This window comes from Sedimenticola selenatireducens DSM 17993 (genome assembly GCF_000428045.1).
Classification (GTDB): Bacteria; Pseudomonadota; Gammaproteobacteria; order Chromatiales; family Chromatiaceae; genus Sedimenticola; species Sedimenticola selenatireducens.
This window is the reverse complement of the sequence record NZ_ATZE01000010.1, coordinates 125,078-150,675: the sequence shown is the minus strand read 5'-3', so window position 1 is coordinate 150,675 and position 25,598 is coordinate 125,078. Positions and strand designations below refer to the sequence as shown.

Here is a 25,598-nt window from a genome sequence, read left to right as displayed (position 1 = left end):
CGGTTGGCCGGACGTGTAATCCGACCAGCAACTTTGCCGGAAGGCATGGATACCCGGTAAATAGTTGTAGGTCCTGTTAGCCGAAGGCGTAACCTGGCAAGCGGTTTTGGCGTACTTTAATGGAGACCCAATATATTGTCAGATAGATTGCCGCTCTCCTGCACGCATATCAGGTTTTACTATCATCCGCTTCGCCGGCCAGGGCCTCGGCCACGGCACTGCGGTAGTGACGGTGGCGTTCAATGCTGAACGTTCGCTCGATCATCACTTCAATCAGCTGTGGCCCACCGGCCTGCAGCGCCTGCTCGAGGGCCGGGCGAAAGCCCGACTGGCGGGTTACCCGCTGATAACCGAGGTCATACAGCGCGGCACTGTGCTGAAAGTCCAGATTGGTGGCGGTGTTCCAGTAGGGTTCATAACTCTCCAGCGCCGACTGGGGCAGGTAGCCGAAGATGCCGCCGCCGTTGTTGTTGAGCAGGACGATCACCAGGTTGCGTCCGGCCGCTGCCAGCAGGCCGTTCATGTCGTGATAGAAGGCGAGGTCCCCCAGCAATGCGACGGCTGCGGGGTAGTCGCCGCAGCTCATGCCGATGAAGGTGGAGAGGTTGCCGTCGATGCCGCTGACGCCCCGATTGGCGTGTATACGCAGACGTTTCGCGGACGATCCGCTCCAGCTGTCCAGCTGCCGGATCGGCATGGAGTTGCCGCTGAACAGCAGGCTGCCTTCCGGCAGGGTCGCCAGCAGGTCCTGGATCAGGCAGCCCTCGAACGGTCGGTCATCCCGGGTTTCAGCTGACATTATCCTGTGGCTGACCTGCTCAAGCCGCTGGAACCGCTCCAGCCAGCCGGCGGGGCCGGGAGCAGGCGCTCGCGTGTGGATGGCGTCACACAGCAGGGCCGGGTCGGCCGCCAGGGTCAGCGCGGTGTTGGGTGGGGCAACCGGCCACTGCCGATAGGGATCGCACAGGATAACCGGGGCAACGGTCCGTTCCATGAACTGCAGCAGGGGCTTGGAGACCGGCAGGGCGCCGAAGCGCAAAATCCAGCCTGGCTTCAGTTCCACGCTGCTGGCGTCCAGATAGGCGTCATAGCGACAGATCACGGTCTGCCTGTCGTGTGCGCCGAAGCGCAGGTTGCTCAGGGGATCGGTGAGGATCGGGCAATGAAGCTGTTGCGCCAGCCGGGTGACGGCGGCGGCAAAGGACTCGTCGTGGTCCGTGGCGCCGCAGACGATTATCCCCGCTTGGCCAGAGATCAATGCCAGGGTGGTATTGAGTTGTTCCGGGTCTGGCGCTGGGCGCGAGATCGGGAGGGCGGATGCATCGTCCGGTTGGGGCAGGTCAACCCTTGACTCGGGTACTAGCGGCTCCCGCAACGGCAGGTTGATCTGCAGTGGACCGGGATGGGGTTGAAGGGCCTGTTTGGCGGCGCTGTTTCCCAGGCGATGCATACGCCTTCGTGCGGCGCTATCCGCTATGGCCGGGCCCGGATCATGGAAGGCGCGCAGATGGCTGCCAAACAACCGCTGCTGATCGGTGGTCTGGTTGGCTCCCCAGCCGTGCAGTTCGGGCGGACGGTCGGCGCTCAGGAGGATCAGTGGGATGTTGCTGTGGCTCGCCTCGATCACGGCCGGATACCAGTGGGCAGGTGCACTGCCGGAGGTGGCGATCAGGATCACCGGCCGGCCACTGGCACGGGCCTGCCCCAGGGCAAGGAAGGCGGCGCAGCGTTCATCCACCTGAATGCTGATCTCGATGGCCGGGTGGGCATCGCAGGCCAATACCAGCGGGGTGGAGCGGGAGCCGGGAGAGATGACGGCACGGGTTACCCCGGCGCCGGCAAGACCATCAATCAGTGCAAAGGCCCACAGGAGGTTGCTCACTCCCTGTGGCTGGTCAGGCATATTCCAGCGCCTCCAGCATGGTGCCGAATTTCAGTTCGGTCTCCTGGAATTCGGCAATCGGACAGGATTCACTGGTGATCCCGGCGCCGGCAAACAGTTCGGCACTTTCGCCATTCAGCAGGGCGCAGCGCAACAGTACCGCCAGTTCCCCGTCTCCCTGGTGATCCAGCCAGCCGGCCGCGCCGGTATACCATCCCCGGTTATCATTCTGGTAGGTACTCAGCCAGCGTCCTGCGCTGGCGCTGGGAAAGCCGTTGACGGCGGCGGTCGGATGCAGGTCGCTGGCAATTCGCAGCAGAGTGGTGTCACCCCGCAGCTCGCCGCTGATCCCGGTCCAGAGATGTTGCAGTTTGCGCAGCCGCTTCAGTGCCGGGCTATCCGGGGCCGCCAGCTTGTCGCAGTGTGCGTTCAGGCTGGCCAGGATGCCCTTGACCACCAGGGCGTGTTCATGGCGGGATTTGGGGTCATTCAGCAGTTGCCTGCCCAGTTCGTGATCCTCGTTGCGCTCGGTGGCGCGTCGGATAGTGCCGCCGATGGCGTCGCAGCGGATCAGCTGGTTGCTGCGGGTGATCAGCCGTTCCGGGGTGGCCGCCGCGAAGGTGCTGTTGTCCAGGCAGATGGAAAACAGCAGACTGCTGGGATAGAGATCATCCAGCGAGGCCATCAGGCGTGCCGGATTGAGCGGGTGGTCGGCGCGTACACTGATGCGCCGGAACGGGACCACTTTGTCCAGACATCCCTGGCGGATCTGTTGGGTCGCCTCGTTGACCTGAACTATCCACTCATCGTAGGAAGGAATAGCGGCGGTTCTGGCCAGTCGATTGGGACCCCGGCTGGGTTCCGGGTTACGCCCCAGGGAGTCGGTCAGTTCCTGCAGCAGGTGCCGGGCGCGCAGTCTGGCGCGTCTCGGGGCGGCGTGTCTGAAACTGAAGGTCAGGGCGCAGTTATCCGGCGTCTGGTGCAACAGCAGTTCAGGAAAAAAGATCGCGGCATTGGGCAGTCCGGCCCAGTTCTGCTGCATGGGGTCGTTCGGGTCGAAGGCAAAACCGGTAAAAGCGGCGGCGCGGAATCCGCACGTGTCCGGGTCCAGGTGGTGCCAGCTGGCGCGTTGTTGCTCGAATTGATCGGACAATCTGCTGAGCCGATCTTCACCCGTTGCGGTGAGGCGCAGGGCTTCGCCAATACCGAGCAGATAACGTTGTCGGCTGGGCTCGCCCCAGTAAAACCAGTTGCCATCCAGTCGCGGCAGCCGCTGCATATGCAGCTCTGGAGTTGTCAGGGTGATACTGATCAATTCATGGGTCTGTTTGCCGGCTCTGGGCGGCAGCGAGGTCAGGGCGCTTTCAAGGCGGCCCAGTATCGTCTGGATCAGTGATGGCCGATTGGGCATGTGGCTTTGCCACCTCTGGTATTAATGACAGGGCTGATCATACTGCATTCCGGCAGTGTGGCGCATTTCATCAGGCGATGATTTTTCTGCATATGATAATTATCAAGCCGCGCGATGCGCCATCCATACCCGGTGCAGAGGTCGCTGAATATGCTGGTCACGAATGATTTTTATGGGCCAGTATAAGTCGGGTGAATTTGACCCGAAGCGGCGGCATCTGGTATACATGCACGGCTTTTTTCGGTCCCCGGGCGATCCAAGATCGATTCCCGGGGTGTTTGATTTCCGGGGGGTAATCGAATATTGCCGACCGGGGGGTTTACTAACGACTGAAGTGACTCAGTCGACACAGCAGGTTTGACCATGAATAAATGGCTAGTTTCAGTTTCCATCCTTTTGGCTATGGCAGTCGGCGGCGCTCAGGCAGCTGGCGACGCCGAGGCCGGCAAGACCAAATCCGCCACCTGTCTCGCCTGTCACGGCGCAGATGGAAACAGCGCCAACGCGCTCTGGCCGAAACTGGCGGGGCAGCACCCCAGCTACATTAAAAAGCAGTTGCTGGAGTTCAAGGGTGGCGCGCGCAAGAACGACCTGATGTCCCCGATGGCCACACCGCTCAGTGAACAGGATATGGATGATCTGGCCGCTTACTTCAGCAGCCAGACCCAGACTCCCGGTACGGCCGCGGCTGATCAGGTCGAACTGGGTGCGACTATTTATCGGGCCGGTAACACCGCCACCGACGTGGCGGCCTGCATGGCCTGTCACGGTCCTTCCGGCATGGGTAACCCGGGTGCCGAATTTCCGCGTATCTCAGGACAGCATGCCGCCTATATTGAGAAGATGCTGAAGGATTTCCGTTCCGGCGATCGCGCCAACGATAATGCCAAGATGATGCGCAATGTGGTTGCACGCATGACCGATAACGAGATCGCAGCCGTTGCTCAGTATCTGCAGGGGCTGCGCTGACCTGACCGGCGGTGTAGGTAACGGTGCGATTACGATAGGATGGGCAAGGCTTACTGCTCACGGCTAATGTTCCTCCTGTAGGCGAAGCGCAGCGTCGTTCCCCGCCATCTTTGGTCTTCATGACATACGTCCATCCCTGGACAAAAAAGGGCAGCGATCAGGCTGCCCTTTTTTATTGCTGAGTGCGCAGATTGTCCCGGGAGCCGGGAGGACCGTTGGATGTGCTGAGTCCGGGGACTGTTGAACCCCGGGCGTATTGGCGGGTCCGAAAGAATCAGTGGCTTGGATATATGATTGATGCTCAATAATTCAGCCGATTGGCCGCTTAACTCCTACAGAGGTACTAATATGAAGAAACATACGCTTATCCGGGTGCTGTCTCTGTTTGCTCTCCTGTTTCTGGCGCTTGAGGCCCCGGCGCAGACAAAATTTGAAGAAGAAGTACATTATTTCTCCATAATCCCCGCGCAGCCTGGCGGTGAAGGGGAGAAGGTGCAGGTGCTGGAGTTTTTCTGGTACGCCTGTCCCCACTGCTACAACTTGGAACCGCACATCAATAAATGGCTGGAGAAGAAGCCGGATAATGTGGAATTCGTCCGCATACCCGCGATGTTTAAGCGGGCGGATGTAGTGCTGCACGCCAAGACCTTCTACGCCCTGACCCTGATGGGTGTGGAGGATGAGTTGAACGCAGCGCTGTTTGATGAAATTCATGTGCGGAAAAACAAGCTGGCCGACAGTGCGCAGATGGAAGCCTTTCTGGCCCAGAAAGGGGTAGATATAGATGCCTACCGCAAGGCAATGAAATCCTTTGCCGTGCAGACCCAGTCACGCCGTGCAGAGGTACTGGCAAGCCGGTTTGATATTCGGGGTGTGCCGGCTTTTGTGGTAGATGGAAAGTACCGCACCAGCGGGCTTGAAGGCGACCTGCAGATGCAGGCGATTGATTATCTTGTTGATAAGGTAGTCACTGAAAAAAGCCTGAAAAAGCAGTAGACTGACTACATTGTACCGGGGGAGTTCCAATGGATGACAGTGGTGGCCCGCAGCGTCTGAAGCTACTCAGCTATAACATACAGGCTGGGATAGATACACAGCGCTACCGCCAATATCTGACCCAGAGCTGGAAGCAGGTCCTGCCGCATCGGGACCGGCAGTTCAATCTTGACCGTATCGCCATGGTCATCCACGGATATGATGTTGTCGGGCTTCAGGAGGTTGATTCTGGAAGTCTGCGTAGCGGTTTCGTGGATCAAACTGAATACCTGGCGAAGCAGGCGACGTTTCCCTACTGGTATAAACAGGTCAACCGCAGCCTTGGCAAGTTGGCACAGAACAGTAACGGCCTGCTATCGAGATTGCGTCCGTCGGAAATTTCCGAGTACAAACTGCCCGGTTTGCCGGGGCGGGGCGTGATCGTGTGCAACTTCGGCGGGTCCACCGGATTGACCGTCTGCATTATGCATCTGGCGCTAGGAAGACGGGCCCGTTTGCGTCAAGTCTCCTATATCCGGGAACTGGTGGCGGATTTGCCGCACGTGGTGGTGATGGGAGATCTCAACTTCGGTTGTGATTCCCAGGAGATGCGCCTGTTGACCCGGGGTGGTGGACTTACCCAGCCGGCCTGCCACATGAACACATTTCCCAGTTGGCGACCGATCAGAAAGATTGACCATATCCTGGTCTCCGATACACTGCAGGTGGAGAATGCCAAGGTGGTGGAGTATCCGCTTTCGGATCATCTGCCGATTGGCATTGATGTAATTATACCCACCGGTATGCGTTTGGCGGCCTGATAAAAATGAACGAACAAGAAATAACTGCCACCCAGGACTGGAAGGTCCGATACCTGGACCTGGCCCAGCAGCAGTCGATGGAAAAGAGCGAGGCAGCGGAGACGGAAAAACTGCTCTGTCGTATCATTATCCGACTGACCCTCGCCACTAACGGACTGGATCCTGCCCTCGACCCCCATCTCTCGTCGCTTCGCAATGCGGTGAGAAAAGGCGTACAGCCGAATTTGAAGGATCAGCTGGGTGCCATTTCTGAGGCACTGATCCGGGCCAATGATGAGCCCGCGCCCGTCGCATCAGGTGATACCGACCTGCTCTCACGGTTGATAAGCCGGTCCGGCGTGACGGGCAGGAATCTGGGTAAGCTGCGCAAATTGGCGGAGCAGCTTGTAGCCGACGGTGGCGGTGCCTCAGATGAGCAGGTTGACCGGTTTCTGCATCTGTTGACCGGCGCGGAAAACCGAAACGGTTCACCGGGCTTTCTACGCCGCTTTTTCCACACTTCTGCGGCCGCATCGGACGCCTCCCCGGATGAGGCTGTTACCCCAAATCAGCAACTGCTTAAACTGCTGGAGACGCTGGATTGGCCCGCCCAGCTCAGTCTGGATATTCGGCGCATGGAGCTGGAACTGGCGGCACAAAAGGATAGTGCCGCCTGGATTGAGGTGCTCTCCTCGCTGTTGTCATTGCTCTCCCGGTCGGTGGGGGAGGTGACGACCGAGATCCAGGACACCCGTGGTTTCCTCAAGGAGTTGACCCAGCGTCTGGAGGAGATTGACAAGCATGTCAGCAGTAGCAAGGAGTTGCGGCAGAAATCGATGGTGGAGGGGCAGTCCCTGGGCCAGAAGATGCGACAACAGGTCAGCGGTATCCGCGACAATATGAACGACGCCACCAGTCTTCAGCAATTGTGCCTGGAGATTGGTCAGCATCTGGAGGCGATCGAGTCCCATGTTGGCACGTTCGTGATCAATGAGGCCGAGCGCCATAAGGCGGCAGCCGAGCTGGAAGAGCAGTTGCGCAAGCGCCTGGAAGAGGTCCAGAGCGAAAGCCGTGAGTTGCGTGCCAAGATGATCGAGGCGCACCGCCAAGCGGCTACCGATACGGTGACCGGGCTGCCCAATCGCCTGGCCTATGACGAGCGGCTGGAGCAGGAGTACGCCCGCTGGAAACGCTTTGGGGAGCCGCTCACCCTGCTGGTTTGGGATATTGACGACTTCAAGCGGATCAATGACCGTTTCGGTCATCATGCCGGTGACAAGGCGTTGCGTATTATCGGCCAGAGTCTGTTGCTTGGCTTGCGGGAAACCGATTTTGTCGCCCGCTTTGGTGGCGAGGAGTTTGTCATGCTGCTCACCGGTACCAATAGTGATGATGCCATGAAGGTGGCGGAAGCGGTGCGCCTCGAAGTGAAGGAGAGTGGTATCCATTCCGTGGGTAATCGGGTCGAGGTCACCATCTCCTGCGGGATGAGTCAATTTGCCCAGGGCGATACCCCGATGGACGTCTTCGCCCGGGCGGATCGGGCGCTCTATGAGGCAAAGCGAGCCGGCAAGGACTGTATTGTTGTTCACTGATTATCCGGTCATTCAACCCTCAGAGTTCGCCGGGGTTTTGCCCACCCGGCCATAATAACGGTTGCTGTACATAGAAATAATCCCACTCTTCACCTCCCTGCTGCAGGGTTTGCATCAACCCGGCAGTGGGTACCGCCTCGCCAGGGAATACCTGTGAGATGGCGATAAACAGCCGGGCGGCCCCGGCCATTTGCCGCCAGTTGAGATCCTGCCAACTGCTTTCTTGCCCACACTCCGGACAGCGAATCTCCCGGTCTGGCTCAGCGATCTGCTCCTGCCACTCATGGAACCGATGGCGACAGCCGTGGCAGCGGGGTGGCCGGCTGTTTTGACCGGTCATCAATCGTGGGGCCGGATAGGGGCCCAGCAGTCGGATGGAGCAGAGGGCATTGTCACTATTGGTGTTGGCAGTCAATGGCACGCTGGGCGAGCAACCCAGAAAGGTAATGCGCTGCAGGAAGTGAGGGCCGGTCAGAAAGTGCTGCGGCATGCCCGGTAGTGGCTGGCCGGTGAGGCCGGTCTCCGACAGTCGGGTCAATAACTGTGAAACCTCCGGCAGGGGCTGGTCGGCGGTAGGGTGAAAAATCAGATATCCGGCATTCATCGGTGGGTCGGGACCTTGGAAATCGGTTTGTAGGCTGCATGGTAACGGATATCGATGCCAAGTGTCCCTGTTTGGTTATGTTATGTGATAACATAACAATCCAACTAAATAATTCCGTGTTCCGTCCATGCATTTGATCATACGAAGCCTGTTGATATTGCTGTTGCTTGCATTTGGCTCAGTGCTCGCCGCCGAACCGCTTTCGGTTTATGTCACTATCTTGCCGCAGAAGTTTTTTGTGCAACGACTGGGGGGGGAGCACGTGCGGGTCTCGGTGCTGGTGGGGCCGGGCCAGAGCCCGGAAACCTTCGAGCCATTGCCCCGGCAGATGGCGGTACTCTCCCGTGCGGCACTGTTTTATCGCATCGGGGTGCCGTTTGAGGATGCCTGGATGGATACCGTCCAGAGCGCCAATCCGCGGATTGCCCTGCTGGATGCACGCCGCGGGCTGACATTGCGCGAGATGGAACCGGCAGGTGGCCACCACCATGATAGTGATCACCGCCATACACATGAGCAGGAGGATCCGCATATCTGGCTCGATCCGGTCAATGTGCGGGTTATGATCGGCCATCTGCTTGACCAGTTGATTGCACTGGACCCGCCACATGCGTCCGCCTACCGGGAGAATCACGCCCGCTTTCATCAGGAACTGCTGAAACTTGAGCAGGAGATCCGAACCCTGTTGAGCCCGTTGAAGGGACGCCGGTTCATGGTGTTCCATCCCTCCTGGGGCTACTTTGCGGATGCTTTTGGCCTGCAGCAGATGCCCATCGAAAGCGAAGGGAAAGAGGTGGGCGCCCGTACCCTGAAACGGCTGATTGAACAGGCCCGGGCGGAACAGATCCGGGTGATCTTTGTGCAGCGGCAGTTCAGTCAGAGCCAGGCGTCGGCGCTGGCGGCCGCGACGGGTGCGCGACTGGTCTCCCTCGACCCTCTGGCGGAATCCTATATTGAGAATATGCGACAGGTTGCCAGGGCAATCAGCGAGGCCTATCAATGAACCCTTCCCCGGTGGTGTCGCTGCAGGATGTCTCGTTCTCCTATGGTGGCCCCTGTGTATTGGATAACGTCAGCCTGGAGGTCGGCGAGCATGAGTTTATCGGAATTGTCGGTCCCAATGCGGGTGGCAAGAGCACCCTGCTGAAATTGATGCTGGGACTGCTGGAACCGCTCAGGGGCAAGGTGCGGGTATTGGGTGAGTCGCCCGAGCGCAGTCGCACCCAGATCGGCTATGTTCCCCAGTACCCCCAGTTCAGCCGGGACTTTCCGATCACCGTGGAGCAGACGGTGATGATGGGGCGGCTGGGCATGTCGGGTCTGTTCGGTAACTACCGTCGTCGTGATCGGGAAGTGGCACGGCAGGCGATGGTCGAGACCGAGGTGGCGGATCTCGCCGCGCGGCAGCTCTGCACCCTGTCGGGCGGCCAGTTGCAGCGGGTGTTGATGGCGCGGGCGCTGGCCTGCGAGCCACGCATCCTGATGCTGGATGAGCCGACGGCGAATATCGATATGCGTATTGAAACGGAGATATTCGACTTGCTGAAGCGGTTCAACCGGCACATGACCATTATCGTGGTCTCCCACGATGTCGGCTTCATCTCCGGCTATGTGAGTCGGGTCGCGTGCCTGAACCGTACCCTGATCTGTCACCACACCGCCGCCATCGATGGCGACGCCATCCGCGCGCTCTATGACGCCGATGTAAGGATGGTGGAGCATCGGCACTAGTGGGGTCATGATGGAATTTTTCAGCGCACTTTGGGATCACCCCTTTCTGCAACACGCACTGATCGGCGGCCTGCTGGCGAGTATCGGCTGCGGTATCATTGGTAGCTATGTGGTGGTCAAGCGGATCGGTTTTCTGGCCGGAGGCATTTCTCACAGCGTCCTGGGCGGCATGGGTGTCGCCTTCTTTTTCGGCTTGAGCCCCCTGGGTGGGGCACTGACGGCGGCCGTGGCCTCGGCCCTGCTGATCGGCTGGGTACGGCTGACCTGGCGTGAGCAGGAGGATACCCTGATCGGCGCCCTGTGGGCGGTCGGTATGGCGATCGGTATCCTGTTCATCTCCAAGACGCCGGGCTACAGTGTCAGCCTGATGAGCTATCTTTTTGGTAATATCCTGATGGTGAACCTGGCCGATATCTGGATGATGGCGGGCATCGACCTGATTATTCTGCTGACCGTTTCACTCTGTTATCAGCAGTTTCTCGCCGTCTCTTTCGATGAGGAGTTTGCCCGACTGCGCGGTGTGCCGGTCACTTTTTTCTACCTCCTGCTGCTCTGTATGGTGGCGGTAACCGTGGTGCTGCTGATTCAGGTGGTCGGTCTTATCCTGGTCATCGCCCTGCTCACGCTGCCGGCGGCGATTGCCGCCCATCATGTGCGCAGTCTGGGTAAAATGATGCTGCTGGCGACACTGCTGGGTGCCCTTTTCACCGTGCTGGGGCTGATTATCTCCTATGCGCCTGACCTGCCGGCCGGCGCCACCATCATCCTCGTGGCCGGGGTCAGCTATCTGATCTCGTTGCTGTTCAGCACGGCCAGGAAACGCAGAGAGCTGCGCCAGCAACTGGTAAAGGCGGTGCAATGAAACCGGGATCATGTCATACCAACTGTCAACAGACGCTGCGTGTTGCAGAGCGGCTCTGTGAGGGGCGGGGTGCTCGCCTGACGCCGCAACGCCGGCAGGTTCTGGAGATCCTTTGCGCCAGCCCCAAGCCGCTGGGCGCCTACGATATCCTGGACCTGTTGAAGAGCGGGGTGCCGGCCGCCAAACCGCCGACCGTTTACCGGGCGCTGGAGTTTCTGTTGCAACAGGGCCTGGCGCACCGAATCGAGTCACTGAATGCCTATATCGGCTGTGTCCATCCGGACCATCCCCACGCCAGCCAGTTTCTAATCTGCCGTGACTGCGGCGAGGTGCGGGAATTGGAGAGCCGGAGTGTTGATCGCACCCTGGGTAGTGCCGTCAGGGAGTGTGGTTTCAAGGCCGATTCCCGGGTGATTGAAGTGACCGGCCGCTGTCTGCGGTGCAGTGAACAGGGGCGCTCATGAAACGCCTGGTGCTGCAGCTGCTCAAGGGGTACAGCTATCTGGTCAGTCCGCTGTTGGGTAACAACTGCCGCTACTATCCCAGCTGCTCGGCCTATACCCGTGAGGCGGTGGAGATTCACGGGGTACTGCGCGGACTGTGGATGGGTACCCGGCGTATCCTGCGCTGCCATCCGTTTCATGAGGGGGGCTATGATCCGGTGCCCGGGTCGGAGTGCCGGCATAAGCATTGATACGGGACCGCTGGCGTCTGAAGTGGGGGGCGGCGGATAAATGGCTCCGACGGTAGGTTGGGGTGAGCTTGCGAACCCCAACACAGGATGTTGAATCGAACCGGGATTCGTTGGGATTTGCTCCGCTTATCCCAACCGGCGCCCTTTCGTGCATCAAGGCTTTTCCCATAGGGCGCCCCGTGGGCGCCGTATGGCTGAGTTTCGCGACATAAGTCCATCCCTGGACAAAAACTGGCCACGGTGGCGGCTGGGGGGCGCCTGAAAGCGGGGAATCAGGCCGGCAGATTGATCAGCTTGAGTCCGGTCATGTCCTGCATCACCCGGATCACTTGGTTGCTGTAACCGGCTTCGTTGTCATACCAGACATAGAGTACGGCACGGTTGCCATCGACGATAGTGGCGGCAGAGTCCACGATACCGGCCTCGGTGGAACCGACCAGGTCACTGGAGACCAGTTCGGTGGAGGTGGTGTAGCCGATCTGTTCACGCAGGGTGGAATTTAGCGAGGCATCCCGCAGCAGGCCGTTCAGCTCCTCCAGGCTGGTCTCCCTGCCAAGATTCAAGTTCATGAGGGCCATGGAAACATTGGGGGTGGGGACGCGGATCGCGTTGCCGGTCAGCTTGCCTGACAGCTCGGGCAGCGCCTTGGCCACCGCCTTGGCGGCACCGGTTGAGGTGATCACCATGTTCAGCGGAGCACTGCGTCCACGTCTTTCCGCCTTGTGGTAGTTGTCGATCAGGTTCTGGTCGTTGGTATAGGCATGGATGGTCTCGAGGTGACCGTTGTTGATGCCCAGGCTGTCGTTCAGCACCTTGAGTACCGGGACAATGGCGTTGGTGGTACAGGAGGCGGCGCAGAGGATCTTGTCCTCCGGGCTGATCTCGTCGTGGTTGACGCCGTAAACGATGTTCTTGATATCTCCCTTGGCCGGAGCAGTCAGCAGCACCTTGGAAGTGCCTTTCGATTTAAGGTGCAGGCCCAGGCCGGCTTCGTCTTTCCAGATGCCGGTATTGTCTACCACCAGCGCGTTGTTAATCCCGTATTGGGTATAGTCGATGGAGTCGGGCGAGTCGGCGTAGATCACCTGAATGTAATTGCCATTGGCGATGATTGCTTTGCTCTCCTCATCGATGATGATGGAGCCGTTAAAGGGGCCATGCACTGAATCGCGGCGCAGCAGACTGGCACGTTTTTTCAGATCGCCCTCGCGTCCACCCCGAACCACGATGGCACGCAGACGCATCTTGTTGCCAGCCCCGGTGCGCTCGATCAGCAGTCGTGCGAGCAGGCGCCCAATGCGGCCAAAACCATACAGGACCACATCCTGGGGGCCGGCCAGCAGGCTCTTCTTGCCGGTGTTGATCTCAGCCAGCTGCTGCTCCAGGAACGCCTGCATGCCGGGGCGATCTGTCATGCTCAGGTAGGCGCTACAGAGCTTGCCGAGATCGAGACGTGCCGGTGAGAGGTCCATGCCGGCGATTGCCTCGAGCATGGCAAAGGAGGTGGCGATATCCAGCTCCACCCCTACCATCTGGCGGGCGTAGCGATGGGCCTTGAGAATGTCGATAGTGGTGGCATTCATCAGCCGGCGACCGTACATCAGGATCACCAGGCCTCTGTCACGGTAAAGCTGTCCTACCAGTGGAATCATCTTCTCGGCCAGGTTCTGGCGATCTTTCCACTCATTCAGGTACTGCTCACTTGCATTCAAGCTCATGTCTCAACCCCGCTCCAGCGCGCTGTTTTTTCAGATTAAAGAAGAGTTTACTGCCTAATAAACACCTGTGGTGTGCGCGGATAATAGCAGAAAACGCTTGTTTTGTGCGGTGCAAAATAGAAAAAATGGCAAATATAATTGGATAGTTATACTAATTAACCGCCTTGTTCTGTTTTGCTTGATCGGAAGGAGTGTTGCGCGAGTCAAAATCCGCTTTTTGCGGTTTGGTTATGCTTGGTTGCCTGTGTGTGCAGCATGATGGGAGACAGATGGCAATGCACGACACTATCGGATGATATGGGCATGCGGGGTTGGTCAACCGGGAGGCGGGCCTCTTGGAGGTTGTTCCCAAGGGTCATGAGGTATTTATTCAAATACATGCACAGTTCAGCTAGATCCTGTCGGCCACGGCCGGGTGCTTGTCCCGTCCGTGGCCAAGCCCTCAATACATGTGCTGACCCCCGTTGATGGAGAGGGTCGAGCCGGTAATGAAACCGGCGCTGTCATCCACCAGGAACAGTACCGAGCGGGCGATATCTTCCGGTTGCCCCAGGCGGCCGACCGGGATGGTGCGGATGATTTTCTGCAGCACCTCTGCCGGTACGGCCCGGACCATGTCGGTCTCCACGTAGCCGGGGGCAATGGCATTGACGGTTATCCCCTTGGTGGCGCCCTCCAGGGCCAATGCCTTGGTAAAACCGTGAATACCGGATTTGGCAGCCGCGTAGTTGACCTGTCCATACTGACCCGCCTGGCCGTTTACCGATCCAATATTGACAATGCGTCCGAAATTGCGTTCGCGCATCCCATCGATCACACAGCGACAAGTGTTGAAACAGGAGGCAAGGTTGGTCTGTATCACCTTGTCCCACTGCTCAAAGCTCATCTTGTGCATGGTGCCGTCGCGTGTGATACCTGCGTTATTGACCAGTACCTCGACCGGACCAATGGATGACTCGATGGACTGGATGCCGGTCGCCACCTGATCAAAATCGCTCACGTCAAACTTGACGGCCTTTATTCCGGTGCGTTTGGTAAATTCAGCAGCGGCCTGTTCATTACCACCGTAGTTGGCCACAACCTCATACCCGTTATCTTTCAGAGCGACACAGATCGCTTCACCTATGCCCCTTGTGCCGCCCGTTACCAATGCTACTCGCCCCATGATCTACTCCTTTTGATACTTTTGGATTGTCAGATGCCGATACTCCTGAGGCATCGCTTGCCTGTCGGGATGTGGCGCTGCCACAGGTGCTCACAGCACCGGTTGGCACCATCGTAGCGCGTTAACTCGTGTCTGTTTTCTGTTGGGGTCCCGATGGCTGCAGTCCAGACACGATCCAGACCTTCAAGGCTGATACCATACTACCGAAAAAACGGCACTTGTGAATGATGATCAAAATAGCAGAGAGTTCTAATATGCCGGTATTGATTGAATGGTTGCCATTTGCGGGTAATTCACGTGAAATAGCTCGTTTGGCCAACCCATAAATTCAGCCGGACGACACATTTAAATGAAATTTCTCTCCTTTTTTCATCTCGCGTTGGTCATTGTCTTTGCCGCTCTCAACGGCATCATGCTCTATCTTTTTATGCTACAGCTCCCTTATGGCCTGGACCCGTTCCTGTTCAGTCTCGCCTCCTGGGATAAGCTCAGTCCGCAGATTGTTTACGTAGCGGCCATTTGCGCGCTGATTGCCGTGGCCGGGGCGGTTCTGGTGCAGCGCTTGCCGGAGCTATGGAAAAATCGCCTGCTCTATGCGCGTAGCCAGTTCCCACACCCGGCCAGCGATGCCTTTCTGACTACCCGCAAACAACCCTTTGAGTCGCGTGATCTGCAAGCCAAATTTCCCATGGTGAAGGACTCCGGCTTCAGTCGCAGGGTGCAGACAGAAGTGTGGCTTGATGCCTACCAGCGGCATAACGGCAAGGCAGTGGTGCTGAACACCCGGATTCATTGGGACATGTTGCGGGATATCTATATCCTGAGTCTTTATTTTCTCGGCTTCTTTCTGGTCGGCTGGATTATAAACATGGGCGTGCCTTTCCAGATTGTCGGCGTCTACCTGTTTTTGTATGGAACCCAGACCCTGTTCCTGCTGTTCACTGCGCGTCGAACCGGTTTCCGGGTGGTCGATAACGTACTGGCGTTGGAGTTGGGGATGGAAGAGGACAGTAGTAAGCCGCTGGGACGGGGACGCAAGTAACCCCAGGACTTTTGCTTCAGCTCACCACGATCAGATCCTTCAGTCGAGGCGGACGCTTACTGCGCCGATAGGCGGCCTGGGCCAGAAACAGCTCACCCGCCGCCAGGGCATCGGTCAATGCGTTATGGGCGGGGTAGCGTGGCAGTCCGTAACGTGCGCGCGCCTTGGCCAGGCGCAGGTCGCCTGAGCGGATCGCCTGATCCTGCATTCTGTATTGGCGCACCTCAAGCGCCAGGGTATCCACTACCGGGCAGAGAAACGGATACCCATAGAGATTCCGACAGGCATGATTCAGAAATTCGTACTCGATGGCGGCGTGGTGGGCCAGCAAGGCCTTGCCTTTTAGGGCATGCAGAATAATCGGCAGCACCTCTTCCAGCGGCTGGGCTCCCGCCGCCCTGTCATCCAGAATTCCGTGCACCACGGCGGAGGCTTCCGGAATGTCCACGGTGGGCCTGATCAGGATATGCGTGGCGTCACCCAGTATCAGGCGATCTCCCCTGACAGTGGCGTAGCCGACGCTCAGGATCTGGTCCTGGCTGGCCTCAAGTCCGGTGGTTTCGAAATCGATTGCCAGGTAGTCTACCTGCCGCCAATCGGAGTCGCGGGCTGGGAAGGGGGTTTCGTAATAGTCACGTAGCGGACCATCGGGCATCTTGCGGGTCCACCAGTTTCGGCGCTCCTCCAGATTGAATAGATACTTCCAGATCGACACCGACTACCTCAGGTATCGCTGGCTGAGCACGTTCTGCATGGTGCGGACGACCGAAAAGGCGTCTTTCAGGTGGCTGCGCTCGAAATGGGAGAGATCATCCGGTGACATGTAGTTGTTGGGTGCCTCGCCCGCCTTGATCTGCCTGGCCTGGTGGCGTATGCGTAGCGAACTGACGAATTCCAGCGCATCACGCAGATCATGTGCGCCGCCATGCGACACCTCGCCGCCGGAGGCCACCTCCTTGAGTCGGTCCTGAGTATTGATGGCGTGGCTGCCGGCCGCCAGGGCGTAGACCCGGGCCAGATCGACAATCGGCACGATGCCGGTATGTTTCAGGTCGAAGGTGTGGTCATGCTCGCCGCCGCTGATCAGGACGAAATTACGGAAAAATCCCAGGGGGGGCTTGAAGCTCAGTGCGTTGCCGGCCATGTAGGCCAGGAAGATCTGATTGCCACGGGTCTTGTCGAGCAGGTACTGGCGCAGTTCGCGGAACAGATTTTTCTCGCCATGGATACAGCGCAAGTCAAAAAACACGCAGGTCAGCATCAGTGCCTTGGGCTCCGGCTGATTGATCCATTGATTGAAGTAGCGTTTCCAGCCAGCCAGTGGCTGGCGCCACTTGTCGGTGGTGGCCATCATCTCACCCGGGCAGTAGACGTAGCCGCAGGCATTGAGGCCGTCGCTTACAAACTGGGCGAGCGCCTTGAAGTATTCCCCGTGCGTTTTCGGGTCGTAGGCGTCATCCAGTACCAGGCAGTTATCCTGGTCCGACTTCGCGGTTTGTTCGCTGCGTGCCTGGGACCCGGCGGCAACCCAGGCATAGGGCACCGGCGGTGGGCCGAAACGCTCTTCGGCAAGCTGTAGCAGGCGCACGGTAATGGAGTCGACAACCGCCGTGATGACGTGGCCGATACTGTTTGCCGTGGCATCCGCGGCGGCTAGGTTGAGCAACAGCTGCGGCAGTTTGGCGCTGATGCTGGCCAGTCCCTGCGCATCGTGCTGTTTGTAGATTGAGCTGACCAGATAGACCGCCGACGTGGTGTGGCGCTGGGCAAAGTCGGTAGCCGTCAGCATGCCTGCCACTTCACCGTTACGTAGAATCGGCAGGTGATGAATGTTGGCCCGGGCCATTTGTAGCATGGCGTTAAAGGCGTAGTCACTTGCATCCAGCGTTTTAGGGTCGGCCGTCATGATGCTGCTGATCGGCAGGCTGGTGTCGAGCCCCTTGGCGACCACCCGGCGGCGCAAATCCCGGTCGGTGACGATGCCAACCAGTTTCGCATCCTGGGTGATAAGGATAGAGGAGACCCGCTCATCGGACATGACACTGGCGGTCTCCTGGATCGAGGCAGTCGGCGGCATGCTGATGGGCTCGCGGCTGATCATGTCACCGATCTGGGTAGCCATCAGCCCCAACTGGCTGCTGCCGTCTTCTCCGGTGGAGCTGATGGCATCGCGCAGCCGGTCACCGCCCGCCGGCTCAAAGAAATAGGAAAACTGCGGATGCTCCCTGCAGAACCGGTCCACATCCGCCGCCGGTAACAGGTAGACCAGGCTATCCTCCATGGCGGTGCCCTGAAACTCCGCATGCCCCTCCATGTGAGAGGCGCGGTATCCGAACAGATCGCCTTCACCCAGCTGGGCCAGCAGTTCATCCTGGGTGCCGTGGATCTCCACTGCGCCACTGCGCACAAGGTAGAGATAATCATCGATGCTGCCTGAATCGGGAATGGTGGTACCGCGTCTGAAATACCTGACCTGCAGCATTTCCGGCATCTGGTTGAGGGCCTGCTCCGAAAGCTGATCAAAAGGGTGATGGGCGGAGAGGAAGTCCCGTATCTCTATCAGTTCGATTTCCATGTTCTGTTCCCATTCGCATGACAGGTTGGCGGATGTACTTGGCGGTATAAGTCCACCTTTAAATATCGCTCCCGGCCATCCGTGGCCTCTGCGGTATACGTCCATCATTAAATACCGCTCCCGGCCATCCGTGGCCTCCGCGGTATACGTCCATCCCTGGACATAAAAAAGGGCCTGCGCGAGGCAGGCCCTATCTTACATCACATTTAACTTATGTGATTAGTGGCCGGTGGCACCACCTGCACCCCGAGGGGTACGGATGTCCTCGACCATGTGCTGGATATGCTCGGGTGGAGCCTGGGTAACCTTGGATACCACGACTGCTGAAACGAAGTTCAGTATGGCGCCCACGGCACCAAACGCTTCCGGAGAGATCCCAAGGAACCAGTTATCCGGAGTATTGGCCGCCATCGCGGTACCGGGGATAAAGAACCAGCCCTTGAACCAGAAGATGTAGACCAGGGTAGAGGTGATACCGACCAACATACCCACGACCGCACCGGTGTTGTTCATGCGCTTGTTGAAGATACCCATCATCAATGCCGGGAAGATCGAAGAAGCGGCTAGACCGAAGGCCAACGCCACCACCTGTGCCGCAAAGCCGGGGGGGTGCAGGCCGAAATAGCCGGCTACCGCGATGGCGCCTGCCATCGAAATACGCGCTGCCAGCAGTTCGCCTTTCTCAGTAATCTGCGGATTGAATATACCCTTCAACAGATCATGTGAAATGGCTGAGGCGATGGCCAGCAGCAGACCCGCTGCTGTCGACAGTGCCGCTGCCAGACCACCGGCGGCCACCAGGGCGATCACCCAGTTGGGCTATTTGGCAATCTCCGGGTTGGCCAGCACCATGATGTCACGGTCAACCTTGAGCTCGTTGCTATCACCCTTACGATACTCGACGCGGCCGTTGCCATTCTTGTCCTCGAATGTCAGCAGACCGGTGGTCTCCCAATTCTTGAACCACTGGGGACGTGCCTCATACTCCAGGGCGCCGTCAGCCGCGGCAACCGGGCCAGGCTGTACCGTGTTGGCCAGGTTCAGCATGGCCATGGCGCCGACAGCCGGAGCGGTGGTGTAGAGGATGCTGATGAACACCAGCGCCCAGCCGGCGGATGAACGGGCGTCCTTGACCTTGGGTACGGTGAAGAAGCGGATGATCACGTGCGGCAGACCCGCGGTACCGATCATCAGTGAGAAGGTATAGAGCACCAGATTCAGGGTGTTGGTCTTCTGAGCGGTATATTGCGCGAAGCCGAGATCCACAATGGTCTGGTCCAGTTTGGCCAGCAGCGGCGTGCCATCGGCTACGGTGTTGCTGAACAGCCCCAGTTGCGGGATCGGATTACCGGTCAGCTGCAGGGAGATGAAGATGGCTGGAATGGTGTAGGCCATGATCAGCACGCAGTACTGTGCGATCTGGGTATAGGTAATACCCTTCATGCCACCGAGCACCGCATAGAAGAATACGATCGCCATGCCCGTGTAGAGGCCGGTGTCGTAATCCACTTCCAGGAAGCGACCAAAGGCCACGCCGATACCCTTCATCTGGCCGATTACGTAGGTAAGTGAAGCGACGATCAGACAGATAACCGCCACGATACGAGCGGTCTTGGAGTAGAAGCGGTCACCGATGAATTCCGGCACGGTGAATTTGCCGAACTTACGCAGGTAAGGGGCCAGCAACATGGCCAGCAGTACATAACCACCGGTCCAGCCCATGAGGAACAGGGAGGCGTCATAGCCCTGGAAGGCAATAATGCCCGCCATGGAGATGAAGGAGGCAGCAGACATCCAGTCAGCGGCGGTTGCCATGCCGTTGGCGACCGGGTGTACTCCGCGACCGGCTGCGTAGAACTCACCGGTCGTACTTGCGCGGGCCCATACGGCAATGCCGATATAGAGCGCGAAGGTCAGACCGACGACGATATATGTGAGTGTTTGTAGTTCCATTAATCGAACCCCTTAATTAGTCTTCGTGGACGTCAAACTGACGATCCAGCTGGTTCATCTTGTAGGCGTAGAAAAAGATCAACACCAGGAATACGATCATGGAGCCCTGTTGTGCGAACCAGAATCCAAGGTCAGTGCCGCCAATCTTTATGCCGGCGAGTAAGGGGCGAAGGATGATGCCGAAACCGTATGAACATACGGCCCAGATCACCAAAGAGATTGTGATGAGTCTGACGTTGGCCTTCCAATAGGCCATTCCAGACGTATTTTGTGTACTCATTTTAAGTCCTCCGGATTATTAGTAGTGCGCGCTCGTCTCGACGCTATGTTCCGGTCAACTACAGATGCATCAAAACCGGGGCATAACAAGTCGAATTCCATCTGAACTACAGATTCGGGAATCCTCCCCTGGCGACCGCGCTTCATTTTGCATGATTTAGGCCAGAAAACACAATTCCTATTTTTATCAACCAGATAGTGAATGCGGGTTGATTTCTGATGGTGCTCAGGGGTGTCTCACTGTTACCGCAGGTAGCGAAACGGTGTGGCGTCTGGGGTGTGTTTCGTTACGTTAGGTAACAAATACAGGCGGGCCGTCACGGTTTTTTCCTGAACGCCAACAGCCCTATAATTCAGCGCAATGATTGCCTTTTTCGATAATGGCCCGGCGTTGGCCCTTGAATCCGCTCCCTATGTTGTTTGCCGGGGTCTCCCCCGGTATCGTGTTGATGTTTCTTTTGGCGGGCCCGGCCAGTAATATTGCCGGTCTGGTGCTGGTGCGCCGCGAGTTGGCTGGCAAGGTGCCGGAGGATGGATCTGTTGCGGCCAGGCGTCTGCCCCCAGCCCAATGGATCTTTTTATTTCCAATCGAGTGATATGAGCAACTCTTTATTTGATTCACGGCAGACTTATCAGACCGCCTTCGCTGCCGGTCTGAGAGAGATGCTGGACGGATACGATGAGCTGGGTGTGTTTATTCTGGTGCTGGCCAATGCGATGATCGATCCGGCGATCTGGGGTGAATTGTCCGGGCCACTGCGGCGGAAGTTTGAGCGTCTTTGTGCCCGCCATGCCGATTCCCAGCAGGGTGGTTCCCTGGATGATGCCAAGGATGACCGGCTGGTGTTTTCCCAGTTGATGGCGCTGGGTTTTGACGCGATAGGGCCGATACGACTGCGCCGCCAAGGGCCTTGGGAACTTCAGTTCAACCCCCTTCGATCGCTGCGGCCACCGCGCATGATTCAGCAGCGGGTGTCAGGGCTCTCGGCACCGTTCAATCCCGACGGATTTCATTTTGCCAAACCCTTTCTGCGAAAAGAGATCTTCTGGCGCGGGGCGTTGGAGGGGAGGGATGTGTCGCTGCTGTACAATAAATTTCCCTTTGTCCGGCTGCTCGGCCTGCTGGTACCCGAGGCGCGCGAGGGACGGCCACAGTTTCTGCAGCAGGCTGATCATGATTACATCTGGCGGGTGACAGCCGCCCTGCAACAGGGTTTGCCGGGCGTCGGCGTCGGCTACAACAGTTATGGTGCCTGTGCTTCGGTCAATCATCTTCATTTCCACCTGTTCGTGCGGGATGAGCCGTTGCCGATTACAGCGGGGCACTGGTCGCACAATGGTGGCCAGGTGGCCTATCCGGCGGCCTGCGAGCGGTTTGATTCGGCACAGGAGGCGTGGCGCCATATCCAGGAACTGCATGGTCGTAAGGTTCCCTATAACCTGATCGCCCATCCCGGTATCCTGTACTGTTTGCCACGTGCACCGCAGGGGAGCAGGGATCTGCCGGAGTGGAGTGCCGGTTACGGCTGGTATGAGATGGCGGGAGGCTGTGTGCCTTCGGACGAGGCCCATTTCCAACAGCTTGACGAGCGCCAGTTGACGGATGAGTTACGGGCGGTCGGGGCCTGACAGGAACAGGCTATGCTCAGCGCTAACCGACTGTGGAAAACTGCTTTTTGCTCGTCAGCGATTATTGAACCCTGCACTTTCCCCAAGCTATTTTTCCGGCACCTCAATACCGTAGCTGCGGATTCTGGCATTGAGGGTGGGGCGGGAGATATCCAGGATCTGCGCGGCCCGTTTCTTTTCGTAACCGGTAAACCCGAGAATATTTTCAATATGCTCCTTCTCCAGCTCCTGGATGCTTTTGATCAGCAGCGGCAGGCGTTTTTGCGGGGTGCTGCTCTCCAGTTGCAGGGTCTCGGGCAGCAGCACATCGCTGGGTGACAGCAACACCGCTCGCCGCAGGGCATTCTCCAGCTCCCGCACATTGCCCGGCCAGGAGTAGCTTCTCAACTGCGCCATGGTCTCTTCCGGGATCATTTCCACGGAACGCCCCATCTCACGGCGGATCTTCTCCAGGAAATACTGTACCAGCAGCGGGATGTCCTCCTGGCGCTCCCGCAGGGTCGGGAGTTCGATGGTTACCACCTTGAGTCGGTAGTAGAGATCCTGGCGGAACTCGCCCTGACTTACCAGGGTGGCCAGGTCCTTGTTGGTGGCGGTGATGATGCGTACGTCGGTCTTGATGGTTTCGTTGCCGCCCACCCGCTCGAATTCGCGCTCCTGCAGAAAACGCAGCAACTTGAGCTGAATATCGGGTGAGACCTCCGAGATCTCATCCAGAAACAGGGTGCCGCCCTGGGCCAGTTCAAACTTGCCCATCTTCTGCTTGATGGCGCCGGTGAAGGCGCCCTTTTCATGGCCGAACAGCTCGCTCTCCAGGACATTGGGGGCGAGGGAGGAGCAGACCAGCGGAATAAACGGGTGGTTCCGGTACTGGCCGTTGAAGTGAATTGCCCGCGCTACCATCTCCTTGCCGGTGCCGCTTTCGCCATGCAGCAGTACCGAGGCGCGGGTGTCGGCCACCGCGCCGATGGTCTTATAGACCGCCTTCATGCTCTTGCTGCGACCAACGATGACATTGGGCTGAAAGGTACACTCGGTGGTATCGCAGAAGGGGATGCCATTTACCGCCAGGCTGGCCATTTCGCTGATCTTGGTGATCACCTCGTCCAGCTGATCCAGGTCCAGCGGTTTGCCCAGGTGGTCGATGGCCCCCAGACGAATAGCTTCAATGGCGGTGTGCATGTCGTCATAGGCGGTGATCATCACTACCGGCAGGGCCGGTTTTTTCTGTTTGATCTGCTGCAATACCTCAAAGCCGTCCAGCTTGGGCAGGCGCAGATCCAGTAGCACCATATCCACCGGTTCGCCCAGCGCCAGCTCCACTCCGCGCTGACCATCTTCGGCTGTCAGGACATCGAAACCTTCCTCGATCAGGTGCAGCTCCAGGGTTCTGCGAATGGCGCGGTCATCATCGACTATCAGGGCTTTTTTCATTCTGCAAATCCCATGTCAACCGCTAAGGACGCAAAGAATGCGAAGGAAAGTATCGACTTGTAATCTCCTGATCTTTCACCCGCAGAGTTGGACCGAAGGAGTGGTGCAGGAACGGTGGTGCTGGGATGTACCGCTAACAGAGCCGAGGATGCAGTGCTCTGTATACAAACCTGAGGCAGAAAATGGAAATAAGTTATTGTATTTCTTTGCGAACCTTGCGTTCTTCGCGGTTGAAACAAGGAGTTTATATTCATGTCTCGCTCTCGTTTTGCTGGCGTGGGTCATGCTCCTGTGGGCCTTCCAGTGGCAGCAGCAAGGTGAAGCAGGTCTTCTCGCCCGGCGCGCTGTCCACCGTAATGGTTCCCTGGTGACGCAGTACAATACCCTGCAGTGTCGGCAACCCCAAGCCACCACCCGAAACCTTGGTGGTATAGAAAGGATCAAAGACTTTCTCACGATCATCCGCGGCAATGCCGTGGCCGTTATCGATCACCTGGAGTGACAGGTAGGGGCGGTGACGCCGCAGGATCAGGGTCAGTTCTCGATAACCGTCACACTCTTCCAGTGCTTCGATGGCGTTGGAGACCAGGTTCAGGATCACTTGTTCGATCTGCTCCGGATCGCATACCAAAGTGAGGTCGTCCCGCAGTTGCAGCTCGGTATGGATGCCGGCCTCCTTGAAGCGCTGGGCGAATAGTTTCATCACCCGGTGAATGATGGGATTGAGGCTGGTCTGTTCCAGTCGCAGCGGGCGGGCCCGGGCGAAATCCATAACGTCGTTGACCAAGCGGTTGAGCCGCAGAATCTCCTCTTCGACAATGCTGAAGTGCTCCTCCAGCGGACCTTCCGCTTTGGTGCGTTTGCGAATCATCTGGATATTCATGCGTATGGCCGAAAGTGGGTTGCGGATTTCGTGGGCGAGACCGAGCGCCAGATGGCCAACCGCCGCCAATTTTTTGGACGAGAGCAGTTCGTCAAAAGTGGATTCCAGGCGGTCGCGCGCGTCGGCCAAATCAAGTGTGCGGCGATCCACCTGTATGGCCAGGATGTGATTCCATGACAGCAGGGCGCTGAGCAGGATGAAGGTACCGGTGAAGATGATCACCACCAGGGTACCCGAGTAACGCTCCTGCTGTTGCAGAAAGGAGGAGAGCAGGGCGTCCACTTCCCGGGTCGGTGTGGCCACGCCCAGGGTCCAGAGCCGGTCCTCGATGCGTATCGGCTGGTAACCCACCAGCTTGCTTACCGACTGTTTCGGGTCGACCGGGTCAACAAAGTCATAGCTGCCGGTGCCTGGCCTGCCGTCCTGCATGGAGATCAGCAGGTTATAGAGTTTTGGCCAGCGCGGTAAAAAAGTCGTTGTGAAGTCCAGATCGGTTACCCGGCCCAACGGGTCCACCAGTACCGATTGCTGATCGTTATCCACCAGCCAGGCAAAGCCGTGTTCGCCGATGGTGACCGAAAGCACCTGCCGTTTGGCCAATTTGTCGAAGTTCAGGGTAAACATGGCGACGCCGTTAAAGCTGCCCTGTTTGTTGTAGATCCCCTGGGCGACGATCAGTGCCTTGTCGCCCCTGCTCTGACCTCCCTCCACGCGCATGAAGGGAGAGAGATACATCTGCCCGGGCCGACCTTCGTCCCGGGCCCACTGGTAATAGTTGCGCCAGGCGTAGTTGCGGCCCAGGGTATACTTGTCCGATGGGCTGATGGCCACCACTGTACCGGCCTTGTCGAATACCACCAGGTCGATAATATCGGTCTCCATCAGGCTTTCATACATTCGCTGCAGTGTGCCGCCGAGCAGCTGTGCCCGCTCCCGGGTAACCCCGTCTTCCTCGAACAGGCTGGCGACCAGGCTGAGATTTCTGCGGAAGGTGGCGAACGTCTCCTCGATGGAGTGAGCGGCCTGTTCGGCCAGGATCAGCTGCTGGCGATTGTACTGTTCAAAGAAACGCGTTTGCGCCTCCTGACGGACTGCGCTGGTGGTGTGCAGGATACCGATCAGGGCGGCGGTGCTGACTCCCACCAGCAGACAGATTGCCACCCACAGCCAGAACGGCTTGCGGATGGTGATAGTGGAGAACAGTCGGCTGATCGCGTGCATAGTCGTTCCATCATTCTACACAGTTTCATTTTTTGCTGCGCCATTCCCGGGATCGATCGCAGCGGGGGCGCCGCCTGTAATACATCCCTTTACCTCAAGACCATACTCGTAGGAGTTGCTTTAGCTGCGACCCGTGCCGGTGGTGAAAACCAATTCGCGGCTGAAGCCGCTCCTAC

General features: G+C 58.2%; 22 protein-coding genes and 1 pseudogene. 12 read left to right on the top strand and 11 right to left on the bottom strand.

Features of this window, described 5'->3' with window-relative positions; translation table 11 throughout:
* Positions 1 to 169: 169 nt before the first annotated feature.
* On the bottom strand, positions 170 to 1,903 hold the full coding sequence (gene menD / locus A3GO_RS23365; protein WP_037375032.1) for a 2-succinyl-5-enolpyruvyl-6-hydroxy-3-cyclohexene-1-carboxylic-acid synthase: 1,734 nt from the start codon (positions 1,901 to 1,903) through the stop codon (positions 170 to 172).
* The gene (locus tag A3GO_RS0109450) at positions 1,896 to 3,293 is read right to left on the bottom strand and encodes an isochorismate synthase (RefSeq protein WP_029133188.1); all 1,398 of its coding nucleotides are present in this window, start codon (positions 3,291 to 3,293) and stop codon (positions 1,896 to 1,898) included. The genes menD and A3GO_RS0109450 overlap by 8 nt, the downstream gene beginning before the upstream one ends.
* A 363-nt stretch (positions 3,294 to 3,656) precedes the next feature.
* Between A3GO_RS0109450 and A3GO_RS0109445 the strand changes: the two genes are divergently transcribed.
* The 4 genes from A3GO_RS0109445 to A3GO_RS0109430 all read left to right on the top strand — a co-directional run bounded on the left by A3GO_RS0109445 (position 3,657) and on the right by A3GO_RS0109430 (position 7,632).
* Positions 3,657 to 4,262, top strand: a complete 606-nt coding sequence (locus A3GO_RS0109445) for a c-type cytochrome (protein ID WP_029133187.1) — start codon at positions 3,657 to 3,659, stop codon at positions 4,260 to 4,262.
* A gap of 348 nt (positions 4,263 to 4,610) precedes the next feature.
* Positions 4,611 to 5,258, top strand: coding sequence for a thiol:disulfide interchange protein DsbA/DsbL (locus A3GO_RS23360; RefSeq protein ID WP_051302076.1), 648 nt, complete (start codon positions 4,611 to 4,613; stop codon positions 5,256 to 5,258).
* A 29-nt stretch (positions 5,259 to 5,287) separates the two neighbouring features.
* A complete protein-coding gene (locus A3GO_RS0109435; protein WP_029133186.1) occupies positions 5,288 to 6,058 on the top strand; it encodes an endonuclease/exonuclease/phosphatase family protein in 771 nt (256 codons plus the stop codon).
* Positions 6,059 to 6,063: 5 nt separating this feature from the next.
* Positions 6,064 to 7,632, top strand: coding sequence for a diguanylate cyclase (locus A3GO_RS0109430; protein ID WP_037375031.1), 1,569 nt, complete (start codon positions 6,064 to 6,066; stop codon positions 7,630 to 7,632).
* A 19-nt stretch (positions 7,633 to 7,651) separates the two neighbouring features.
* Here A3GO_RS0109430 and A3GO_RS25315 read toward each other — a convergent pair whose 3' ends face one another.
* Positions 7,652 to 8,236 (bottom strand): FmdB family zinc ribbon protein, encoded by a 585-nt coding sequence (locus tag A3GO_RS25315; protein WP_051302073.1) that lies wholly within the window; start codon positions 8,234 to 8,236, stop codon positions 7,652 to 7,654.
* A 127-nt stretch (positions 8,237 to 8,363) separates the two neighbouring features.
* Between A3GO_RS25315 and A3GO_RS0109420 the strand changes: the two genes are divergently transcribed.
* Genes A3GO_RS0109420 through yidD form a run of 5 tightly spaced genes read left to right on the top strand, consistent with a single transcriptional unit; the run spans position 8,364 to position 11,523 of the window.
* Complete coding sequence (locus tag A3GO_RS0109420; RefSeq protein ID WP_037375029.1) at positions 8,364 to 9,239, top strand: metal ABC transporter solute-binding protein, Zn/Mn family; 876 nt, start codon at positions 8,364 to 8,366, stop codon at positions 9,237 to 9,239.
* Positions 9,236 to 9,967: a metal ABC transporter ATP-binding protein gene (locus A3GO_RS0109415; RefSeq protein ID WP_029133183.1), complete on the top strand. Its 732-nt coding sequence runs from the start codon at positions 9,236 to 9,238 to the stop codon at positions 9,965 to 9,967. Before A3GO_RS0109420 ends, A3GO_RS0109415 begins: the two co-directional genes overlap by 4 nt.
* 7 nt (positions 9,968 to 9,974) lie before the next feature.
* The gene (locus tag A3GO_RS0109410; RefSeq protein ID WP_157606771.1) at positions 9,975 to 10,829 is read left to right on the top strand and encodes a metal ABC transporter permease; all 855 of its coding nucleotides are present in this window, start codon (positions 9,975 to 9,977) and stop codon (positions 10,827 to 10,829) included.
* Positions 10,826 to 11,293, top strand: a complete 468-nt coding sequence (locus tag A3GO_RS0109405) for a transcriptional repressor (protein WP_029133181.1) — start codon at positions 10,826 to 10,828, stop codon at positions 11,291 to 11,293. Before A3GO_RS0109410 ends, A3GO_RS0109405 begins: the two co-directional genes overlap by 4 nt.
* On the top strand, positions 11,290 to 11,523 hold the full coding sequence (gene yidD / locus A3GO_RS0109400) for a membrane protein insertion efficiency factor YidD (RefSeq protein ID WP_029133180.1): 234 nt from the start codon (positions 11,290 to 11,292) through the stop codon (positions 11,521 to 11,523). The genes A3GO_RS0109405 and yidD overlap by 4 nt, the downstream gene beginning before the upstream one ends.
* A 272-nt stretch (positions 11,524 to 11,795) precedes the next feature.
* Here the strand turns inward: yidD and A3GO_RS0109395 are convergent, their stop codons facing one another.
* Positions 11,796 to 13,241: a glyceraldehyde-3-phosphate dehydrogenase gene (locus tag A3GO_RS0109395; protein ID WP_029133179.1), complete on the bottom strand. Its 1,446-nt coding sequence runs from the start codon at positions 13,239 to 13,241 to the stop codon at positions 11,796 to 11,798.
* A 442-nt stretch (positions 13,242 to 13,683) separates the two neighbouring features.
* Entirely contained in the window at positions 13,684 to 14,406 is a 723-nt protein-coding gene (gene phbB / locus A3GO_RS0109385; protein WP_029133178.1) for an acetoacetyl-CoA reductase, read from the bottom strand.
* Positions 14,407 to 14,755: 349 nt separating this feature from the next.
* Here phbB and A3GO_RS0109380 point away from each other — a divergent pair, with 349 nt between their 5' ends.
* Positions 14,756 to 15,448, top strand: a complete 693-nt coding sequence (locus A3GO_RS0109380; protein ID WP_029133177.1) for a hypothetical protein — start codon at positions 14,756 to 14,758, stop codon at positions 15,446 to 15,448.
* Positions 15,449 to 15,464: 16 nt separating this feature from the next.
* Here the strand turns inward: A3GO_RS0109380 and A3GO_RS0109375 are convergent, their stop codons facing one another.
* The 4 genes and pseudogenes from A3GO_RS0109375 to A3GO_RS0109360 all read right to left on the bottom strand — a co-directional run bounded on the left by A3GO_RS0109375 (position 15,465) and on the right by A3GO_RS0109360 (position 20,256).
* Positions 15,465 to 16,163 (bottom strand): exonuclease domain-containing protein, encoded by a 699-nt coding sequence (locus A3GO_RS0109375; protein ID WP_245621701.1) that lies wholly within the window; start codon positions 16,161 to 16,163, stop codon positions 15,465 to 15,467.
* Between the two features lie 3 nt (positions 16,164 to 16,166).
* Positions 16,167 to 18,023 carry a putative nucleotidyltransferase substrate binding domain-containing protein gene (locus tag A3GO_RS0109370; RefSeq protein WP_029133175.1) on the bottom strand — a complete coding sequence of 619 codons (1,857 nt, stop codon included), beginning with the start codon at positions 18,021 to 18,023 and terminating at the stop codon, positions 16,167 to 16,169.
* A gap of 219 nt (positions 18,024 to 18,242) precedes the next feature.
* Positions 18,243 to 19,976: pseudogene (locus A3GO_RS23350) on the bottom strand (sodium:solute symporter family protein).
* Between the two features lie 16 nt (positions 19,977 to 19,992).
* The gene (locus A3GO_RS0109360) at positions 19,993 to 20,256 is read right to left on the bottom strand and encodes a DUF4212 domain-containing protein (RefSeq protein ID WP_029133174.1); all 264 of its coding nucleotides are present in this window, start codon (positions 20,254 to 20,256) and stop codon (positions 19,993 to 19,995) included.
* Positions 20,257 to 20,653: 397 nt separating this feature from the next.
* Here A3GO_RS0109360 and A3GO_RS0109355 point away from each other — a divergent pair, with 397 nt between their 5' ends.
* On the top strand, positions 20,654 to 20,851 hold the full coding sequence (locus tag A3GO_RS0109355) for a hypothetical protein (protein WP_157606770.1): 198 nt from the start codon (positions 20,654 to 20,656) through the stop codon (positions 20,849 to 20,851).
* A 1-nt stretch (position 20,852) separates the two neighbouring features.
* Positions 20,853 to 21,884 (top strand): GDP-D-glucose phosphorylase 1 family protein, encoded by a 1,032-nt coding sequence (locus A3GO_RS0109350; protein ID WP_029133172.1) that lies wholly within the window; start codon positions 20,853 to 20,855, stop codon positions 21,882 to 21,884.
* An 87-nt stretch (positions 21,885 to 21,971) separates the two neighbouring features.
* On the opposite strand, the gene A3GO_RS0109345 is transcribed toward A3GO_RS0109350, so the two are convergent.
* The gene (locus tag A3GO_RS0109345) at positions 21,972 to 23,318 is read right to left on the bottom strand and encodes a sigma-54-dependent transcriptional regulator (RefSeq protein WP_029133171.1); all 1,347 of its coding nucleotides are present in this window, start codon (positions 23,316 to 23,318) and stop codon (positions 21,972 to 21,974) included.
* A 250-nt stretch (positions 23,319 to 23,568) separates the two neighbouring features.
* Positions 23,569 to 25,422: a sensor histidine kinase gene (locus A3GO_RS23345; protein ID WP_051302071.1), complete on the bottom strand. Its 1,854-nt coding sequence runs from the start codon at positions 25,420 to 25,422 to the stop codon at positions 23,569 to 23,571.
* Positions 25,423 to 25,598 lie beyond the last annotated feature (176 nt).

Excerpts from the sequence above, each read along its gene's own strand:
- menD (WP_037375032.1), bottom strand. The coding sequence starts at position 1,903 with ATGCCTGACCAGCCACAGGGAGTGAGCAACCTCCTGTGGGCCTTTGCA.
- A3GO_RS0109450 (WP_029133188.1), bottom strand. The coding sequence starts at position 3,293 with ATGCCCAATCGGCCATCACTGATCCAGACGATACTGGGCCGCCTTGAA.
- A3GO_RS0109445 (WP_029133187.1), top strand. The coding sequence starts at position 3,657 with ATGAATAAATGGCTAGTTTCAGTTTCCATCCTTTTGGCTATGGCAGTC.
- A3GO_RS23360 (WP_051302076.1), top strand. The coding sequence starts at position 4,611 with ATGAAGAAACATACGCTTATCCGGGTGCTGTCTCTGTTTGCTCTCCTG.
- A3GO_RS0109435 (WP_029133186.1), top strand. The coding sequence starts at position 5,288 with ATGGATGACAGTGGTGGCCCGCAGCGTCTGAAGCTACTCAGCTATAAC.
- A3GO_RS0109430 (WP_037375031.1), top strand. The coding sequence starts at position 6,064 with ATGAACGAACAAGAAATAACTGCCACCCAGGACTGGAAGGTCCGATAC.
- A3GO_RS25315 (WP_051302073.1), bottom strand. The coding sequence starts at position 8,236 with ATGAATGCCGGATATCTGATTTTTCACCCTACCGCCGACCAGCCCCTG.
- A3GO_RS0109420 (WP_037375029.1), top strand. The coding sequence starts at position 8,364 with ATGCATTTGATCATACGAAGCCTGTTGATATTGCTGTTGCTTGCATTT.
- A3GO_RS0109415 (WP_029133183.1), top strand. The coding sequence starts at position 9,236 with ATGAACCCTTCCCCGGTGGTGTCGCTGCAGGATGTCTCGTTCTCCTAT.
- A3GO_RS0109410 (WP_157606771.1), top strand. The coding sequence starts at position 9,975 with ATGATGGAATTTTTCAGCGCACTTTGGGATCACCCCTTTCTGCAACAC.
- A3GO_RS0109405 (WP_029133181.1), top strand. The coding sequence starts at position 10,826 with ATGAAACCGGGATCATGTCATACCAACTGTCAACAGACGCTGCGTGTT.
- yidD (WP_029133180.1), top strand. The coding sequence starts at position 11,290 with ATGAAACGCCTGGTGCTGCAGCTGCTCAAGGGGTACAGCTATCTGGTC.
- A3GO_RS0109395 (WP_029133179.1), bottom strand. The coding sequence starts at position 13,241 with ATGAGCTTGAATGCAAGTGAGCAGTACCTGAATGAGTGGAAAGATCGC.
- phbB (WP_029133178.1), bottom strand. The coding sequence starts at position 14,406 with ATGGGGCGAGTAGCATTGGTAACGGGCGGCACAAGGGGCATAGGTGAA.
- A3GO_RS0109380 (WP_029133177.1), top strand. The coding sequence starts at position 14,756 with ATGAAATTTCTCTCCTTTTTTCATCTCGCGTTGGTCATTGTCTTTGCC.
- A3GO_RS0109370 (WP_029133175.1), bottom strand. The coding sequence starts at position 18,023 with ATGGAAATCGAACTGATAGAGATACGGGACTTCCTCTCCGCCCATCAC.
- A3GO_RS0109360 (WP_029133174.1), bottom strand. The coding sequence starts at position 20,256 with ATGAGTACACAAAATACGTCTGGAATGGCCTATTGGAAGGCCAACGTC.
- A3GO_RS0109350 (WP_029133172.1), top strand. The coding sequence starts at position 20,853 with ATGAGCAACTCTTTATTTGATTCACGGCAGACTTATCAGACCGCCTTC.
- A3GO_RS0109345 (WP_029133171.1), bottom strand. The coding sequence starts at position 23,318 with ATGAAAAAAGCCCTGATAGTCGATGATGACCGCGCCATTCGCAGAACC.
- A3GO_RS23345 (WP_051302071.1), bottom strand. The coding sequence starts at position 25,422 with ATGCACGCGATCAGCCGACTGTTCTCCACTATCACCATCCGCAAGCCG.